Source organism: Hymenobacter artigasi, from assembly GCF_012275535.1.
GTDB classification, from domain to species: domain Bacteria; phylum Bacteroidota; class Bacteroidia; order Cytophagales; family Hymenobacteraceae; genus Hymenobacter; species Hymenobacter artigasi.
In genome coordinates, this window is sequence record NZ_JAAVTK010000001.1 from 100,321 (window position 1) to 117,206 (window position 16,886).

General features: G+C 62.2%; 14 protein-coding genes. 11 read left to right on the plus strand and 3 right to left on the minus strand.

Annotated elements, in window-relative coordinates; translation table 11 throughout:
* The first annotated feature begins 120 nt into the window (after positions 1-120).
* The 8 genes from HBN54_RS00400 to HBN54_RS00435 all read left to right on the plus strand — a co-directional run bounded on the left by HBN54_RS00400 (position 121) and on the right by HBN54_RS00435 (position 10,657).
* Positions 121-1,113 (plus strand): hypothetical protein, encoded by a 993-nt coding sequence (locus tag HBN54_RS00400; protein ID WP_168671173.1) that lies wholly within the window; start codon positions 121-123, stop codon positions 1,111-1,113.
* A 96-nt stretch (positions 1,114-1,209) separates the two neighbouring features.
* Positions 1,210-2,604: an alpha/beta hydrolase family protein gene (locus tag HBN54_RS00405; protein ID WP_168671174.1), complete on the plus strand. Its 1,395-nt coding sequence runs from the start codon at positions 1,210-1,212 to the stop codon at positions 2,602-2,604.
* Between the two features lie 180 nt (positions 2,605-2,784).
* Positions 2,785-4,269 carry an alpha/beta hydrolase family protein gene (locus HBN54_RS00410; RefSeq protein ID WP_168671175.1) on the plus strand — a complete coding sequence of 495 codons (1,485 nt, stop codon included), beginning with the start codon at positions 2,785-2,787 and terminating at the stop codon, positions 4,267-4,269.
* A gap of 196 nt (positions 4,270-4,465) precedes the next feature.
* On the plus strand, positions 4,466-5,518 hold the full coding sequence (locus HBN54_RS00415; protein WP_168671176.1) for a helix-hairpin-helix domain-containing protein: 1,053 nt from the start codon (positions 4,466-4,468) through the stop codon (positions 5,516-5,518).
* 164 nt (positions 5,519-5,682) lie between these two features.
* Entirely contained in the window at positions 5,683-6,324 is a 642-nt protein-coding gene (locus tag HBN54_RS00420) for a (2Fe-2S)-binding protein (RefSeq protein WP_168671177.1), read from the plus strand.
* Between the two features lie 120 nt (positions 6,325-6,444).
* The gene (locus HBN54_RS00425) at positions 6,445-7,428 is read left to right on the plus strand and encodes an FAD binding domain-containing protein (RefSeq protein ID WP_168671178.1); all 984 of its coding nucleotides are present in this window, start codon (positions 6,445-6,447) and stop codon (positions 7,426-7,428) included.
* 116 nt (positions 7,429-7,544) lie between these two features.
* Positions 7,545-9,878 carry a xanthine dehydrogenase family protein molybdopterin-binding subunit gene (locus HBN54_RS00430; RefSeq protein ID WP_168671179.1) on the plus strand — a complete coding sequence of 778 codons (2,334 nt, stop codon included), beginning with the start codon at positions 7,545-7,547 and terminating at the stop codon, positions 9,876-9,878.
* Positions 9,879-10,015: 137 nt separating this feature from the next.
* Positions 10,016-10,657 carry a nucleotidyltransferase family protein gene (locus HBN54_RS00435; RefSeq protein ID WP_168671180.1) on the plus strand — a complete coding sequence of 214 codons (642 nt, stop codon included), beginning with the start codon at positions 10,016-10,018 and terminating at the stop codon, positions 10,655-10,657.
* A 4-nt stretch (positions 10,658-10,661) separates the two neighbouring features.
* On the opposite strand, the gene HBN54_RS00440 is transcribed toward HBN54_RS00435, so the two are convergent.
* Positions 10,662-11,936, minus strand: coding sequence for an MFS transporter (locus HBN54_RS00440; RefSeq protein WP_168671181.1), 1,275 nt, complete (start codon positions 11,934-11,936; stop codon positions 10,662-10,664).
* Between the two features lie 130 nt (positions 11,937-12,066).
* On the opposite strand from HBN54_RS00440, the gene HBN54_RS00445 reads away from it, so the two are divergent.
* The 3 genes from HBN54_RS00445 (at position 12,067) to nth (ending at position 14,466) form a co-directional block, all read left to right on the plus strand.
* On the plus strand, positions 12,067-12,471 hold the full coding sequence (locus HBN54_RS00445) for a hypothetical protein (protein WP_168671182.1): 405 nt from the start codon (positions 12,067-12,069) through the stop codon (positions 12,469-12,471).
* A gap of 299 nt (positions 12,472-12,770) precedes the next feature.
* Positions 12,771-13,409 (plus strand): RNA polymerase sigma factor, encoded by a 639-nt coding sequence (locus HBN54_RS00450; RefSeq protein ID WP_168671183.1) that lies wholly within the window; start codon positions 12,771-12,773, stop codon positions 13,407-13,409.
* 379 nt (positions 13,410-13,788) lie between these two features.
* A complete protein-coding gene (gene nth / locus HBN54_RS00455; protein WP_168671184.1) occupies positions 13,789-14,466 on the plus strand; it encodes an endonuclease III in 678 nt (225 codons plus the stop codon).
* Positions 14,467-14,565: 99 nt separating this feature from the next.
* Here nth and HBN54_RS00460 read toward each other — a convergent pair whose 3' ends face one another.
* Both HBN54_RS00460 and gldB read right to left on the minus strand, forming a co-directional pair.
* Positions 14,566-15,768, minus strand: a complete 1,203-nt coding sequence (locus tag HBN54_RS00460; RefSeq protein WP_168671185.1) for a glycosyltransferase family 4 protein — start codon at positions 15,766-15,768, stop codon at positions 14,566-14,568.
* A 93-nt stretch (positions 15,769-15,861) separates the two neighbouring features.
* A complete protein-coding gene (gldB, locus tag HBN54_RS00465; RefSeq protein ID WP_168671186.1) occupies positions 15,862-16,884 on the minus strand; it encodes a gliding motility lipoprotein GldB in 1,023 nt (340 codons plus the stop codon).
* Between the last annotated feature and the right edge of the window lie 2 nt (positions 16,885-16,886).

Genomic DNA, 16,886 nt, shown 5'->3' on the forward strand with positions numbered 1-16,886 from the left:
GGGCCGGAAGGTTTCGGCCATGGGCATTTGCTGCGGGTGCGAAGGTACGGCCGGGGCGGAGTGGCATAAGCTTTAGCTTGTGCGTGCCTAACATTGCAATCCATTTCGACCCGACTATTAATGTCTCCCTACAGTCCGATTGCTGCCATCTACCAGGTTTTGCAGCACGTACAAGCCACTGCGCAAACCAACGCCAGCATCTTTCGCAAAAACGAAGCTGCTACCCGAGCCGCGCTCATCGACCCCGTACTGCGGGCATTGGGTTGGGACACAGCCAATGTGCAGATGGTAGAGCCCGAGAAAACCCTCAGTAACGAGTTGCGAATCGACTACTTACTGAGCGACCCTACCGGAAAGCCCTGGGTAGTTGTCGAAGCCAAATGCCTCGATAGCAGCCTCGACAAATACGGCTATGTAGGCAAAATCCTGGGATATGCCCTGACGCTGAATGTTCAAACCGTTTGCATTACCGATGGCATTACTTGGCATCTGCACACGCATTTGCAACAGGGCAAGTCTGAACCCGTCGTATTCTCACTATCAGAAGATGACTTGCTGCCGGCAGCTAATGAGCTTATTCGCTGGCTCGATGCCGCTCAAAGTGGCCACGAGATTTCAATACCGCAGCCTGCGAAAGCTGCGGCGCTGACCAGCCATGCACCAGTCACCACTCCAAGTAAGATTGCCAAGCCAGCAGCCAAGCCGCTTCAGAAACCGAAGAAGCTAAAATCTGAAGCGGCTGATTTTATAGAAGTGAGCCGGTTGAAGTCGCTGGATTTACCTGCTGGCCAGAAGCCCAGGCTGTTGCGGCTGCCGAATGGCAACGTCAAGCCCATTACTACCTGGAAAGCTATTTTACTGGAAGTCTGCGGGCTTGTACTGAAAACCAATCCGAATTTATCAATACCTTTTCCCGATAAGGCAGGAAAGAAGTCGTTCCTTTTCTCCGCCAAAAAACCTGCTTCAGGTTCAAGCACCTTGGTTACTTATCAGAATCAGCCGGTATTCATCTATACCAATTACAGCGCGGCCGCTTGCATTGCCAATGCGCTTTACGCCTTGCAACAGCTGCCTTCCGACCAAAACACGACTACGCTCGCCGTGAGTTTCTAACCACGATAAGTAGCACACCCAAATTTTTTGTTTGCATCATTTAGAAGTTTGTCTAATTATCTTCGTACAATTGCAGCATCATTCACCTCCACGCCAATGAACCTGCTGAATCGCGCCCTCTTAACCACCGCCGCCGCGCTGCTGAGTTTCGCTAGCGCCCACGCCCAAACGGCTCTACCCAGCCTCACCGGCGACTGGTCGGGCACGCTCGGGCCGCTCGAATTCACCGCGCACCTCGCCGACCCGGCCGGGGGGCCGCGCACGGCCACGCTGGATATTCCGGCCCAGAGTGCCAACGGCCTGGTGATGCAGTTCACGGCGCCCACCGACAGCGTGTACCTGCGCCTGCGCCAGCCCGTGGCCGCGCAGTTTGCCGGCCGCCGCTCGGCCGATGGGCAGCAGCTAACCGGCGAGTGGCAGCAGGGTCTGCGCTCATTTCCGCTCACGTTCAGCCGGGCGGGCGGCACCAAAGCCGCCGGCCCCAACCGGCCCCAGACGCCGCAGCCGCCCTTTCCCTACCAATCGGCCGAGGTGACGTTTAAGAATGAAAAGGCCGGCATTACCCTGGCCGGCACCTACACCGTGCCCGCCGACATGGGCCCGTTTCCGGCGGTGGTGCTGCTCACCGGTTCGGGGCCGGAAGACCGCAACGAAACCATCCTCGGCCACCAGCCCTTCGCCGTGCTGGCCGACTACCTCACCCGCCACGGCATCGCCGTGCTGCGCTTCGATGACCGGGGCGTGGGCCAGAGCGGCGGCACCCAGAAAGGCATGACCAGTGCCGACTACACCACCGATGCTCAGGCCGCCCTGGCCTGGCTGCGGGCCCAGCCGGGCATCCGCAAAAACCAGGTGGGGCTGCTGGGGCACAGCGAGGGCGGCACGGCGGCCATTGGGGCGGCCGGGCAGCCGGCCGGCCCCGATTTCCTGGTGCTGCTGGCCGCGCCGGGCGTGGCCGGCGATGAGCTGATTGTACAGCAGTCGCTGGCCCTGGTCGGCCTGAATACCTCGGACCCGGCCCAGCTGGCGGCCATCGAAAAGCAGCAGCGCAGCATGACCCGGATTATCCAGAAAACCCCCGACGATGCCCAGGCCCACACCCAGCTCATGGCGCTGTACAACCCCACCAACGACCCCAATACGGCGGCGGCCATGGAGGCGCAATACGCCGTGATGGTATCGCCCTTCTACCGCCACCTGCTGGCCGACCGCCCCGCCCAGACCCTGGCCAAAGTGCATTGCCCGGTGCTGGCCCTCGGCGGGAGCAAGGACCGGCAGGTGCCCGCCGCCCTGAACCTGGCCGCCACCGCCGCCGGCCTGAAAGCCGCCGGCAACCGCGACGTAACCACCAAAGAATTGCCGGGCCTCAACCACCTGTTTCAAACCGCTGCAACCGGTTCCCCGGCTGAGTACGCTACCATCGAAGAGACGTTTGCACCGGCCGCGTTGGCCCTGATTGGCGACTGGATTGCGCAGCATACCAGGAAATAGCCTCCTTATCTATTCCTACTGCCTTGCTTACCCAACGGCCGCTTCACAAGAGCGGCCGTTGGCATTATCCGCCGGGCCATTAAACAAAAAACAGCAATTGTGATAAAAAACATTTGTTGTACTTTTCAGCCTTGATTTGTCTTGAAACTACTTTATCTACCCTTTTTATATCCTGATTCCATGATAAGATTACTACTCTCCTTTCTGATTTTTCTGGGATTAGTTATTCAGCCTCCGGCGCGGGCAATGGCCGCGCCGCCCACGCCCGCGCCGCTCAACGGCCAGTGGAAAGGCCCATTGAAGCTGCTCGGCGGAGAGATTTCCATCATCATCACCATTGTACCGCTTACCAACGGTGCTTACTACGCCGCCCTCGATGCGCCCCAGCAGCGCATCAGCCGCATGCCGGTGGAAGTGGAGCTGAAAGGCGACAACCTGACGCTGACCATCGAGCAGGCTGGCAGCAGCTTCGTGGGCAAGGTGCTGGATGAGGGCACCACCCTCAGCGGCACCTGGAAGCAGCCCGGCCTGACGGCGCCCATGGTGCTCACGCGGGCCGCGGCCTCCACGCAGGCCATCACCAAGTTCAAGGCCACGCCGCCTTACCGCGAGTCCGACGTCACGTTTACCAACCCCGTCACCAAAAACCGGCTGGGCGGCACGCTCACCATTCCGGCCGGCGAAGGGCCGTTTGCGGGCGTGGTGCTGCTGTCCGATTCCGGCCCGCAAACCCGGGACGTGGACGTGAACGGCTACCGCATGTTTGGCCAGCTGGCCGACTACCTCACCCGCCACGGCATTGCCGTGCTCCGGTTCGATGACCGGGGCGTGGGCAAATCGACCGGCAGCTACTCCAGCGCCACCACCGCCGATTTCGTGACCGATGCCCAGGCCGCCATGACCTTTCTGCGCGCCGAGAAGCTGGTGGCCGCGCACCGCGTGGGCCTGCTGGGCCACGGCGAAGGGGCCAACGTGGCCCTGCTGGCCGCCGCCATGCCGGGCCGGGCACCGGCTTTTGTGGTGTCGCTGGCTGGCTACGGGCAGCTGGGCAATGAGGTGCTGCGCCGCCAGCAGGGCGAAATCATGCGCCTGATTGGGGCCGACCCTTCGCAGGTGAAAGCGGCCCAGGACGTGTACCAGCGCACGGTGGACGTCATCCGCCAGACGCCCGACAACACCGTGGCCCGGTCCAAAGTGGCCTCGCTGCTGCTTGGGGCCAATATGGGCATCGACGCGCCGATGGCCCGCGCCCGCGCCGTGCAGCTCACCTCGCCGTGGTCGCGCTATTTCTTCGATTTCGACCCCCAGGCCAAACTGCCCGGCGTGCAATGCGCAGTACTGCTGCTCAATGGCACTTCCGATTTGCAGGTTTCGGCCCGGCGCAACATGATGCCGCTCTACAAGGCCCTGCGCCATGCCAAGCGCACGGCCGCCGATTACAAGCTCGACGGCATCAACCACCTGTTCCAACCGGCCCCGGCCCAGTGGCCGATGATAAACGGCGTGCAGCAAGCCGTTTTCTCGCCCGAAGGGCTGAAAATCATCCATTCCTGGGTAGCCCAGGAAACCCGCCCCCCCGGCGACCCGCTGCCCGTGACCGTAAAGCGCCCCGCTACCCAGCGCAAGGCCACCCGCACCCCCAGCATCAGCAAGACCCGAAACTAAGGAGCTTATACCGTGGCCGGGGCGCGGTCCCGCATTGGCCGGGTCACGCGCGAACGCGCACAGCCCGACGGTACACTCATTCAGGAAAGCCCTTTGAAATTGGCGTTACGGCCATTTCACCTATACTTGCCCCACAAACCGGACGGCCCTTTCAGCTCCGGCGGTTTGCTGCTACTTCCCTACGCGCTTCTACCCAATGGCTGCTCCACCCCCGCCGCGCTCAGGCTGGTCCTGGCTCAATTCCCGTCCCGTTCGCTGGGTTCGCCACTATTTTGGGTATTCGCGGGGCGAAGCGCGGGGCATGATGGGCATTCTGCTGCTCATGCTGGGCTTCATTATCGCGCCCATGCTCCTGCGTCCGGAGCTGCCGGAGTACCTGCCCGCGACCGACCAAAAAGCCCTCGATGAGTTGGCCACGCAGCTCAAAGAGCACCGCGCCACCGACCAAAGCTTTGCCAGCCGCTACCCCAAACGGGAGTTTAAAAAGTTTGAGCGCGGCGGCTCACGCTACCCACAGGTGGCCCAGGTTAAACTCGCACCCTTCGACCCCAACGCCCTTGCTGCCGAAGGCTGGGAGGCGCGGGGTGTACCGCACTTCGTGGCGGCCCGCCTGGAGAAATACCGTGCAGCGGCGGGTGGCTTCAAAGCCAAGGCCCAAATAAAGAAAATGTACGGGCTGGAGGATTCCGTGTACCAGCGCCTGGCCCCCTTCATACAGCTACCCGAGGAAGCCCCCAAACGCGACTACGCCGCCAACCGGCCCGGCCCCGATGGCAAGTTCCCGCCCTTTGCCAGCCCCGACGGCGCACCCTCCAAATTCCCCCGCAAGCCGCGCAACCTCCAGCCCTTCGACCTCAACACCGCCGATACCACGCAGCTGATGCAGATTCGCGGCATCGGCGCGGGCCGGGCCAAGTGGGTGGTGAAGTACCGCAACCAGCTCGGTGGCTACCTGCGCGAGGACCAGCTCGACGAAATATTCGTGCTGAAGGACGCCCCGGACTTGCGCGACAGCCTCCGGAAATACACCTTCGTGGCGCCCGGCTACGCCCCCAAAACGGTGAACGTGAACACCGCGAGTTTCGATGAAATGTACCTGCAGCCCTACATCGGCAAGCCCCGGGCGCGCATCATCGTGGCCTATCGGCAGCAGCACGGCCCCTTCAAAACGGTGGAGGATTTGAAACAGATTCCCATCCTGAAACCGGCCGACTGGGAGAAGATGCGGCCCTACGTGCGCTGCCAGTAGCGACGGGCTTCCCTAAAATTCATCAAAAATTCAGAAAGAATAAGCAACCATTCGTAATGGTAGTATCGTAGTAAGTGGTTGAACTTAGCGGACCTTTATGACCGAGCCGGCTCAACCTATCGGGGCCAGCGCTGTTACTCCTAGCCACTGCCTATTCTTTTATCATGACGGATAACTTCACGCCCGATTCGGCCGCGCTGCCCGATGGCCCGGCCCCGCAGGACGGCCGCCGCTCGTTCATCAAGCAAGCCACCGGCCTGCTGGGCCTGGCCCTGGCCCCGCCCCTCGTCAGCCAGGCCGAGCGCCTCACCGCCATGTCCCGCAAAGTGGAGGGCATCAGCGAGATGCGCCTCAAGGTGAACGGCACCCTGCGCACCATTCAGGCCGAGCCGCGCGTGACGCTGCTCGACGCCCTGCGCGAGCGCCTCGACCTCACCGGCTCCAAAAAAGGCTGCGACCACGGCCAGTGCGGTGCCTGTACCGTGCTGGTAGACGGCCGCCGCGTAAATAGCTGCCTCACGCTGGCCGTGATGGCCCAAGGCAAGGAAATCACCACCGTGGAAGGCCTCGCCAAAGGCGAAGAGCTGCACCCGCTGCAAGCCGCGTTCATCGAGCACGACGGCTTTCAGTGCGGGTACTGCACGCCGGGCCAGCTCATGTCGGGCGTGGCCTGCCTGAAAGAAGGCCACGCCAAAACCGACGGCGATGTGCGCGAATGGATGAGCGGCAACCTCTGTCGCTGCGGGGCCTACCCCAACATCGTGGCCGCCATCCGGCAGGTAGAACAAAGCGGCTTTAAAGGGTAATCGAGCGTCATGCTGAGCGGAGCCGAAGCATCTCGCGTGCCGCAGTAAACCAATCGTTGAACGATGCGAGCAAGATGCTTCGGCTCCGCTCAGCATGACGTTCCTCCAAACTTCCAATCCATGAACAACTTCACCTACCTCCAGGCCACGCAGGCGAAAGAAGCCACCGCCGCCGTGCGCGACAGCAAGGACGCGGCCTTCATCGCGGGCGGCACCACGCTGCTCGATTTGATGAAGCTGAACGTGGAAAACCACGGCCAGCTGGTGGATATCAACATGCTTGCCTTCAAAGGCATTGAGCAAACCAGCGACGGCCTGCGCATTGGCGCGCTGGAGCGCATGAGCGACGTGGGCGAGAACCCGCTGGTGCTGCAGAACTACCCGGCGGTGTCGCAGTCGCTGCTCCTGGCGGCCTCGCCACAGCTGCGCAACATGGCCAGCATCGGCGGCAACCTGTTGCAACGCACGCGCTGTGGCTACTTCCGCGACACCGCCTTTCCGTGCAACAAGCGCCAGCCCGGCTCCGGCTGCCCGGCCCAGGACGGAGAAAACCGGGGCCTCGCCATTCTGGGCACCAGCAAGTCGTGCATCGCCACCTTCCCCGGCGACCTTGCTGTGGCCCTCGTGGCCCTGGATGCCGTGCTGCTGCTCGAAAACGCCAAGGGCAAGCAGCGCCGCGTGCCGCTGGTCGATTTCCACCTGCTGCCCGGCACTACGCCCCAGAAAGAAACCGTGCTGGAGCCCGGCGAGCTGATTGTTTCGGTGACCATTCCGGCCGCCGCGCACGCCCGCAAATCCACTTACCTGAAAGTGCGTGACCGCACTTCCTACGCCTACGCGCTGGCCTCAGCTGCCGTGGGACTGGATGTACAATCTGGCACCATTCGCTCGGCACGGGTGGCGCTGGGTGGCGTGGGCACCAAGCCCTGGCGCTCGCTGGCCGCCGAGAAAATCCTGACCGGCGCGCCGGCCACGGAAGCCACGTTCCGGGCCGCCGCCGCCGCCGCCGTGCGCGATGCCCAGCCCCGCGAGCAAAATCGCTTCAAAGTAGAATTGGCCCAGAATACGCTGGTGCGCGCCCTCACCGAACTGACTACTGCATAAAATCCAATTAAAAATTGAGAATTAGAAATTAGAAATGTTGCTCACTGATTTTCACTCCCCTGGCTCATTTATAATTTTTAATTCATAATTCATAATTTTTAATTCCCAATCCCGCCATGTACGAGAACGAACCCGCTTTCTTCGAAACCTCCCCCAAGCCCGGCGTGGTGGGCAAGCCGCTCGACCGCGTGGACGGGCGCGACAAGGTGATGGGCCGGGCCAAGTATTCGGCCGAATACCCGCTGCCCGGCCTCACCTACGGCGTGCTCAAAACCAGCGACATCGCCAAGGGCCGCATCCAGCGCATCGACACCAGCGCGGCACAGAAAGAACCGGGCGTGCTGGCTATTTACACCCACGAGAACCTGCCCAAGCTGGCTAAAACACCCAACGACCCCGACGGCAAAAAAGCCATCGGCGCGCCCATGGGCTTCCTGCCGATGACCTCGGATGTGGTGCACTACGCCGGCCAGCCGGTGGCGCTGGTGGTGGCCGACACCTTCGAGCGCGCTACCCACGCCGCCCGCCTGGTGCAGGTAACCTATGCCGCCGAGCAGCCCATTGCCGCCTATACCGACCCCAAAGCCCAGCTTTTCAACCCCGAGAAAATTCAGGATGGCAAGGCCGACGGCTACACCCGGCGCGGCGATGCCCGCGCCGCCATGGCCAGCGCTCCGGTGAAAATGACAGCCGTGTACACCCACGCCATCAACCACCACAACCCCATGGAGCCGGGCGCGACCACCGCCATCTGGGAAGGTCCCGACCGTCTCACGGTGTACGAGTCGACGCAGGGCGTGACGCGCACCCAAAAGGCACTGTCCACCATGCTGGGTTTGCCGCAAGACCAGGTACGGGTTATCACCAAATACCTGGGCGGGGGCTTTGGCTGCAAAGGCTCTTGCTGGCCCCACACCGTGCTCACGGTGCAGGCCGCCAAAGCCCTGGGACGCCCCGTGAAGCTAGTGCTCACCCGCCAGCAGCAGTTCACGAGCATGGGCCACCGCGAAGACCAGACCCAGACCCTGAGCGCCGGAGCCACCCAGGATGGCAAGCTGCTGGCCTTGATTCACGAGAAAACAGCCACCACCTCGCCCTGGGACAACTATACCGAGTCGAACAGCAAAATCATCAACATGCTGTATGAATGCCCCACCTTTGAATCGCACTATGAGCTGGGCCGGGCCAATGTGATGACTTCCACCTTCACCCGGGCCCCCGGCGAGGCGCCTGGCTCCTTCGCCATCGAGTGCCTGATGGACGACCTGGCCTATAAGCTGGGCATCGACCCTATTGAAATTCGCCTGCGGAACTACGCCGAAAAAGACCCCAGCACCGGCCAGGCCTGGAGCAGCAAGGGCCTGCGTGAATGCTACGCCCGCGGGGCCGAGCTCTTCGGCTGGAGCAAGCGCAACCCCAAAGCCGGCCAGACGCGCGACGGCCGCACCCTCGTGGGCTGGGGCATGGCCACAGCCAGCTACCCGGTGCACAACTCGCAGGGCACCGCCCGCGTGCGCCTCTACGCTGACGGCCACGCCGTGGTGCAAAGCGGAGCCACCGACCTCGGCACCGGCACCTACACCGTAATGACGCAGGTAGCGGCCGACTCATTGGGCCTGCCGCCCGAAAAAATCCGCTTCGAGCTCGGCGACACCAAGCTGCCCACCGCGCCCAACTCGGGCGGCTCGGTGGCGGCGGGCACCGTGTCGTCATCCGTGTACATGGCGGCGCAGGACGTGTGGGAGCGACTGACCAAAATGGCCATTAAGGACCCCAAATCCCCGCTTTTCAAGGCCAAACCGGAAGAAGTGGTGATGGAAAAAGGCCGCCTTCAGCTGAAAAAGAATGCCTCAAAAGGCGAGGACTTTAAAGCCCTGATGAAGCGGGCCGGCATGGACGATATCGAAGGCAGCGGCCAGGGCAAGTACGGTGCGGGCTACGAAGCCGGCCAAAGCACCGCCGCGGCCGGCGATGCCCACAAGGACGAAGCCGCGAAGCACTCCATGCACTCCTTCGGGGCGCATTTCTGCGAAGTGCACGTTGACCCCGACCTGGGCACCGTGCGCGTGAAGCGCTGGGTAAGCGTGCACGCCGCCGGCCGCATCCTGAATGCCAAAACGGCCCGCAGCCAGATTATTGGCGGCAGCATCTTCGGCATCGGCGCGGCGCTGATGGAGGCCACCGCCCGCGACCCACACTACGCCCGCTACACCAACGCCGACCTGGCCGAATACCACATCCCCGTGAATGCCGACATTCCGGAAATGACCGTGGAGTTCATCGACGAGCACGACCCCTTCATCAACGCCATGGGCGTGAAGGGCATCGGCGAGATTTCGATGGTGGGCGTATCGGCTGCCGTGGCCAACGCCGTGTTCCACGCCACCGGCAAGCGTGTGCGCGACCTGCCCATCACGCCCGATAAAATCTTGGGCACCAAGGCCGTTTAAGCCACGTCTGTCATCCTGAGCGCAGCGAAGGACCTTATCACCGCTGAACAGTTTGCAGTAACCAAAACGGTGCAAACGTAATAAGGTCCTTCGCAAGCACAGGATGACAGATTCGCTTTAATCTCTCACAAGCTCCAATGCTAAGCCACTCCATTTCCAACGCCACCGCTCCGGCTCCCGCCGGGCCGGTGGCGTTGCTGCTTTTGGCTGCCGGGGCTTCCACCCGCATGGGGCAGCCCAAGCAGCTCCTGCCATACCACGGCCACACCCTCCTGCGCCACGCGGCCGAAACGGCCGTGGCCAGCGGTTGTGCGCCCCTTGTGCTGGTGACCGGGGCGCTGCACGAAGCCCTGGTAGCCGAAATTTCGGACCTGCCCATCCAGGCCATTCACAACCCTGATTGGGAAACCGGCATGGCTTCGTCCATCCGCGCCGGCCTGGCTGCCATTGCCGGTACCCGGCCCACCGCCGTGCTCATCATGCTCAGCGACCAGCCTTTGGTGACGCCGGAGCTGCTGCGGGAATTGATGGCCCGGCAACAGCAAACGCAAGCCCCCATCGTGGCCGCTGCCTATGGCGATACGCTGGGCGTGCCCGCCATTTTCGCCCAGGCCCTGCTGCCGGCCTTGCTTCAGTTGCAGGGCCAGCAGGGCGCCGGACGGCTCATTGCCAGCCGGGGCGCGGCCGTGGAGCGGGTATCGTTTCCAGCCGGGTTGCTCGATGTGGACACGCCGGAGCAGTACGCGGCTTTGTTGAAAAACCCGCCTTATAAGCCGTAATTCCTTACTTCGTGCCCGATTCCAGCTTGCGCAGCTTGTCGGCCTTCCAGGTCGTGATGGCCACTACCAAAAGCGTCATCAGTCCCCCAAAAACCACCGAGCGCACCGTGCCCAGCAACTTGGCCGCCGTGCCGCTCTCGAAGGCTCCAATCTCGTTGCTGGAACCGATGAAGATGTTATTCACCGCTGATACCCGCCCTTTCATGTACTCCGGGGTGTAGATGTGGATGAGCGTGGAGCGCACAATCACCGACACGGAATCGAACACGCCGGTCAGGAACAGCAGAAACAGCGACAGGTAGAAATTTTTCGACAACGCGAAACCGATGGTGGCCAGCCCGAAGCCCGCCACGGCCCACAGCAGCTTGCGCCCGGCCCGCCGCTTCAAAGGGAAATAGGTCAACGCAACCGCCATCAGCACCGAGCCAATGGCCGGAGCCGCTTCCAGCTGCCCGAAGCCCTTCGCGCCCACATTCAGGATATCCGACGCGAACACCGGCAGCAGCGCCACCGCCCCCCCAAACAGCACCGCAAACATATCCAGCGACAGCGCCGCCAGCACCAACTGGTTGCCGAAAATAAAGCGCAGCCCGCTCAGCACGCTGTCCTTTAGGTTCAGCCGCTCGCCTTCCATGGGCGGCAGCGGCCGGTTGGCAATGCGCGCAAACTGGAACAGCGCCAGCGCCAGCAGCGCGGTGCTCACCACGTAGGAATTGGTCACGCCCACGGCCGCAATCAGGTAGCCGCCAATGGCCGGCCCCAGCACCGCCGAGCCCTGGTAGGTAGTACTGTTCCAGGTAATGGCGTTGGGCAGCAGCGCCCGGTCGGGCAGCAGCTGCGGCATGAAGGAAAACAGCGCCGGCCCCATGAAGCCCCGCGCCAGCCCGCTCACGAAAATCACCCCGTACAGCGGCAGCGTGTACAGTGAGTCCTTCGCCAGCCAGTGAATGCCGTAGGGACTGGCAAAGCCGGCCAGCGCCGCCGCACACAGCACCAGTACCGCCAGCGCCACCACCACAATGTTTTTGCGGCGCATCGAGTCGGCCACGTACCCGGCATACAATGAAACCACGATGCTCGGAATGGCCTCCGACAGGCCAATCAGCCCCAGCGCCAGCGGGTTATTGGTGAGCTTAAATATCTGCCAGCTCACCACCAGGCCCTGGATGCGCGTGGCCACCGTGAGCAAAGTGCGGGCCGATACCAGGCGGCGAAAATCGGGGACGCGCAGGGCCGCGTACGGGTCGTGGGCCGGCGAAGAATCAGCAGATGGCAGCATAAGGGCACAAAAACCGCCTGTGCAGCGGCCAGCCGCAAAGGTAGCCCTGCCCCGGCCGTCGCCGGTTGGTTTTGCCACCCCATTTCGCCTACCTTGCAACCCAACACTCACCCACCTTCCTGCCCCACTTATGCAAGATTTTGGCCTGGAAATAACACCCCGCCCCGACTTGCCCGCCATTGTGGCCCGCTGGCAGCGCGAAATCACCGAATCTGAGCTGCAGCACGGCTACCTCGGCATTCTCGCCGCCGGCGATGCCCTCGGCTGCTGGCGCTGGCTGCTCGACCTGCGCCGCCGCGAAGAGCTGGCCAGCCCCGCCCTCACCAGCTGGATTAACACCGAGTTCTTCCCGCGGCTGCGGCAGCGCTACCCCGCGCCCGTTCGCATTGCCTTTCTCATTTCGCCCCTGCGCGCCGCCATCGAGCAAACGGCCAGCTCCGCCGCCGCCCTCAGCTCCGCCTCGCACCCCGGGCAGGACTACCAAACGGCCCTGTTCACCGACGAAGCCACCGCCTACCGTTGGCTTGCCCAATGAGCTGCTTTACAGGCAACCCAAATTATTATACCTGCTTCGGAAACTTTTTTTCAGAAAATCGCCTGGGCAATTCCCCTCAAAAACGGCTTAGATGAAGTTTTGAGGAAGGTTGCGCCAGATTCCCAAAAAGATTGTGGCATTTTTCCACCAAAGGCTATTGCGTAAGTGGATTCTATTTCTCTACATTTGGTCTGATTCTAGCGGGGTAAAACCTACCACCGCCCGTCGCTCCCAGTTTTTTTCTCGGTAACTGCATACTATGGCATAAAGCTCTACGTTCTCCTATTCCGTAGCCCTTTATGGACCTCATGCAACCGAGCGACTCCGCGCTCATCTCGCTCTACCTGGCCGGCCAGGAATCCGCCTTCGCTATCCTCCTGGAGCGGCATCGCAGTCGTGTGTTCACGACCATCCTCCTCATCGTGCGCGACGAGGACATGGCCGAGGACCTGTTGCAGGACACATTCATCAAGGCCATCCATACCATGAAAAGTGGCCGCTACAACGAGGAGGGCAAGTTTGCGCCCTGGATTTGCCGCATCGCGCACAACCTGGCCATCGACTCGTTCCGGCGTGGTAAGCGCGTGCCCCACATCAGCCTCACCGATAACGAACGGTTAAACAACACCCTCACCATTGCCGACGACGGCCCGGACGATATTCTCGCCCGCGAAGAAACCCACAGCCGCCTCCGGGCGTTAATCCAGGAGCTGCCCGCCGCCCAGAAGGAGGTGTTGCTCATGCGCCATTACGGCGATATGAGCTTCCAGGAGATTGCCGACGCCACCGGCGTGAGCATCAACACGGCGCTGGGGCGGATGCGCTATGCGCTGATAAACCTGCGGAAAAAGATGACCGCAAATTCTCTGCATCACTATGATTCAAACCTTACCCCATTCGACACTGCTCCAGTATGTGTACAACGAATTGCCGGTTGAAAGGCAGCGCGAGGTAGAGGAGGCATTGCAGCACGACCCGGACTTGGCCGCGAGCTGCGCCGACCTCCTTTTGGCCCAGCGGGCGCTCGACGGTGTCCGTCGCGAACCCCGGCCCGAAACCTCCGAGGCCATTTTGCGCTACTCGCGCACTTTCTTGAGCAAGTCCTGAGCCCCTTTAATTTTTTGTGGCGGCCGCTGCATACTCCGCGCTGGCGGAGTTAGGCATTTTGCGGCTGTCCTGCTGAACGCAGTGAAGCACCTCATCGCGCAAGGACGACTTGTTCTGGCGTGATGAGGTGCTTCACTGCGTTCAGCAGGACAGGCGGGAGGAGGTAATTGCAACCACCCTACTTTTGTGCCTCCCCTACTCTCCCACCGCATGACTCGCGCCAACCGGTTCCGCTACTTCCTCGACTACTTCACCACCAACTTCCCGGAACCCAAAACCGAGCTGGCCTACGGCAATCCGTATGAGTTAATCGTGGCCGTGGTGCTGAGCGCGCAATGCACTGACAAGCGCGTGAACCTGGTGATGCCCGCGCTGCTGGCCGAATTCCCCACCGCCGCGCACCTCGGCGCGGCCACCGCCGATGATATTTTCCCCTTCATCCGCAGTGTTTCCTATCCGAACAACAAGGCCAAGCACCTAGCCGGCCTGGGCCGCATGCTCACCGAAGATTTCGGCGGCGAAGTACCCAGCGTAATCGAGGAGCTTCAACGCCTGCCCGGGGTGGGCCGCAAAACGGCCAACGTGGTGGTCTCCGTCATCTACAACCAGCCGGCAATGGCCGTTGACACCCACGTTTTCCGGGTGTCGCACCGCCTGGGCCTCGTGCCCAAAACCGCCACCACGCCCCTGGCCGTGGAGAAGGCGCTGGTGCGCTACATCCCCGAGGAGCTCATTGCTAAAGCCCATCACTGGCTTATTCTGCACGGCCGCTACATCTGCGTAGCCCGCTCGCCGAAATGCGAAATATGCCCGCTTTCGGCCAGCTGCGCCTACTTTGAAAAGCATTTCAGCAAAGAACTCGCTTACGTGCCAATCTCCAAAAAATAGCGCTCAGCTGCTATACGTGCACTTTTAGCAGGCAGTTTAGCACACAAAGTTCAATTACCAGTTCTAGAAAGCACAAAGAGCTTTCACTGCAGTATAAAATCAGCTTGCGGCCGCTTCCAGCAGCTGTTGCACCTGCGCGGCCATCCGTTGGCGGTCAAATTGCTGCCTGGCGAGGGCGTAGCCATTTGCACCGGCATGGGCCAGTGCTTCCGGCTGGTGCAGCAGGGTTTGGAGCTGCTCGGCCAGCGCCGGGGCATCACCGGCCGGCACGTACCAACCGCAGGCATGCTGCTCCACCAGCGCTTTGGTCCAACCTGCGTTGGTCACCACTACCGGTGTGCCCACGGCCAATGAGTCGTACAGTTTCGCCGGCGAATTGGAATCCAGCACCGGCAAACCCAAGAACGAAACCACCGAAACATCGGCCAGCGCAAACCAGCGGAATACCTCGTGGCGGGCCTGCCCCCGCACCAGCCGGATGCGCCCCGGCCAGCGCGCCGCCGCCGCCGCAATCAACGGCTCGAAAAACCCGTGCCCCAGAAACAGCCACACCACTTCATCACTGGCCGCCACCATCGTTTCGGCCGCCGCTACCAGCGTTGGGATGTCATTGGCCCGCCCAAAGGTGCCCGCGTACAGCACCACGCGCTTGCCGGCCAGGCCCTGCTCCTGCCGCAGCAGTTGCACGGCGGCGGGCGTAGCGCGGGCGGCCAATTCCAGGTCGGTACCATTGAGCACGGTGGTCACTTTCGCGGCCGGAATACCCAAATCGGTTACGTAGCGCGCCATGTCGGGCGAGAGCGGCAGGATGTGCCGGGCACTTTTATACAGCCGCTTTTCCAGCTGATAAAGCTGCTGCCGGGCCAGTGCCGTGGGCACCGCCCCCATCGCAATGGGGAACGCCGGCCACAAATCCTGCACCTCGAACACCCACGGCACCCGCCGCCAGCGCGCCACCTGCGCCGCCGCCCAGGCCGCAGTCAGCGGCGTGCTAATTCCCCAAATCACGTCCGGCTTGTCAATCCGCAGCCCCTCGCGCACGGCCCACGCCGCATAGTGCCCAAAGGCCAGCACCCGCCGGGCCGGGCCCATTTTATTATCATACCGCACTTCAGCTTCACGAATCTCCACCCCTTCCGGCACCCAGGGAAATTCCTGCGTCAGCCGCTGGCTTTTCCAGGCGGGCGTGGTCAGCAGCGTTACCCGGTGCGTTTTGGCAATGTGGGCCAGCAGCGCATAGTGCCGGCTGGTGGCCGGGCAGTCGGGGTTGGTGTGGTACTGACTGAAAACGGCGATGTGCATAGGCGGTGAGGTAGTGAAATGGTGAGGTGGTGATTTTGATGTTTTATCTGGGCGTCCAGCGCTTCAAAATCACCACCTCACCATTTCACCACTTCACCGTTTGGGCCGGTAGTGCGAGTCGTTGAGGATACGCTGGGCATTCTTCTCGGCCATCAGGCGGCCCAGCGTCACGTCGGGATGCTCGGCTACGTACTTTCTGATGATTTGCAGGCCCACCCACTGGCCCACGCGGCCAGGGCAGGTTTTGTCAATTTCGGGCACGTTGGGCCGCTCACCCACGTATTTCTGAAGCAGAAATGGCGTGGTGGTGTACAGCAGATTCTTTTCCAGAAAGTGAGCCCACACCCGGCCTTCGTTCGCATCGAGGCCCAGCATCTCGCGCCGGGTATAGCCCATCAGCACCGAGTCGGGGGTGCAGGGCAGTACCAGACTGGCAAAGTAGAGCGACTTGCCGGCATGCACCATCGCGTCGAGCATGCTATTGGCAGTTAGCTCGTGCTTATTGTACTTGCTGGCCACGTCCTGGGCCAGCAGCGGCATGAGGCCAGCGGGCGTGTAGCGGCGCAGCATGTACTGCGGCAGGTCGGGTCGCTTGCTGGCCTTGGGGCCGATAAACCAGTCCAGGCTCATCACCAGCAGGCTGTCATTCACGTAGATATCCTTCGCCAGAAAGCCGCTGACGTACGTCACCGTGGGCGGCACCCGGAAATCGGGAAAGTAATAATGCACCCGCCGGAACATCTCGCCCAGGTCGTGGCGCAAGGCGGCGCTATCGGGGAAGGCGGCGGCCGTTTCGCGGCCCACCTTCTGCAAGGCCGGGTTGGTAGCGAGCTGTACCAGACTGCCTTCCAGCTCTTTTTCGGTGGCCGGCTGCCGCTGCAAGTAGTAGCGCGCAAAGGCTGGGTGGGCATCCATAAACTGCTGCGCCTGCGCGGGCGTCTTCAGCTGGAAAAAAGCCGGCTCCAGCCGTTGTACCTGCACAGATACGGCCGCCGCATCCTCGGCAGCATCGGGACGGCAGCCTTCGGCCGGGCCGCTTTTGCAGCCACCAAGGCTTAGGCCGGCTCCTAAAAAGATGGGCAGCCAGCGCCGCCAGGCAAAATTATTCGTATTCACGC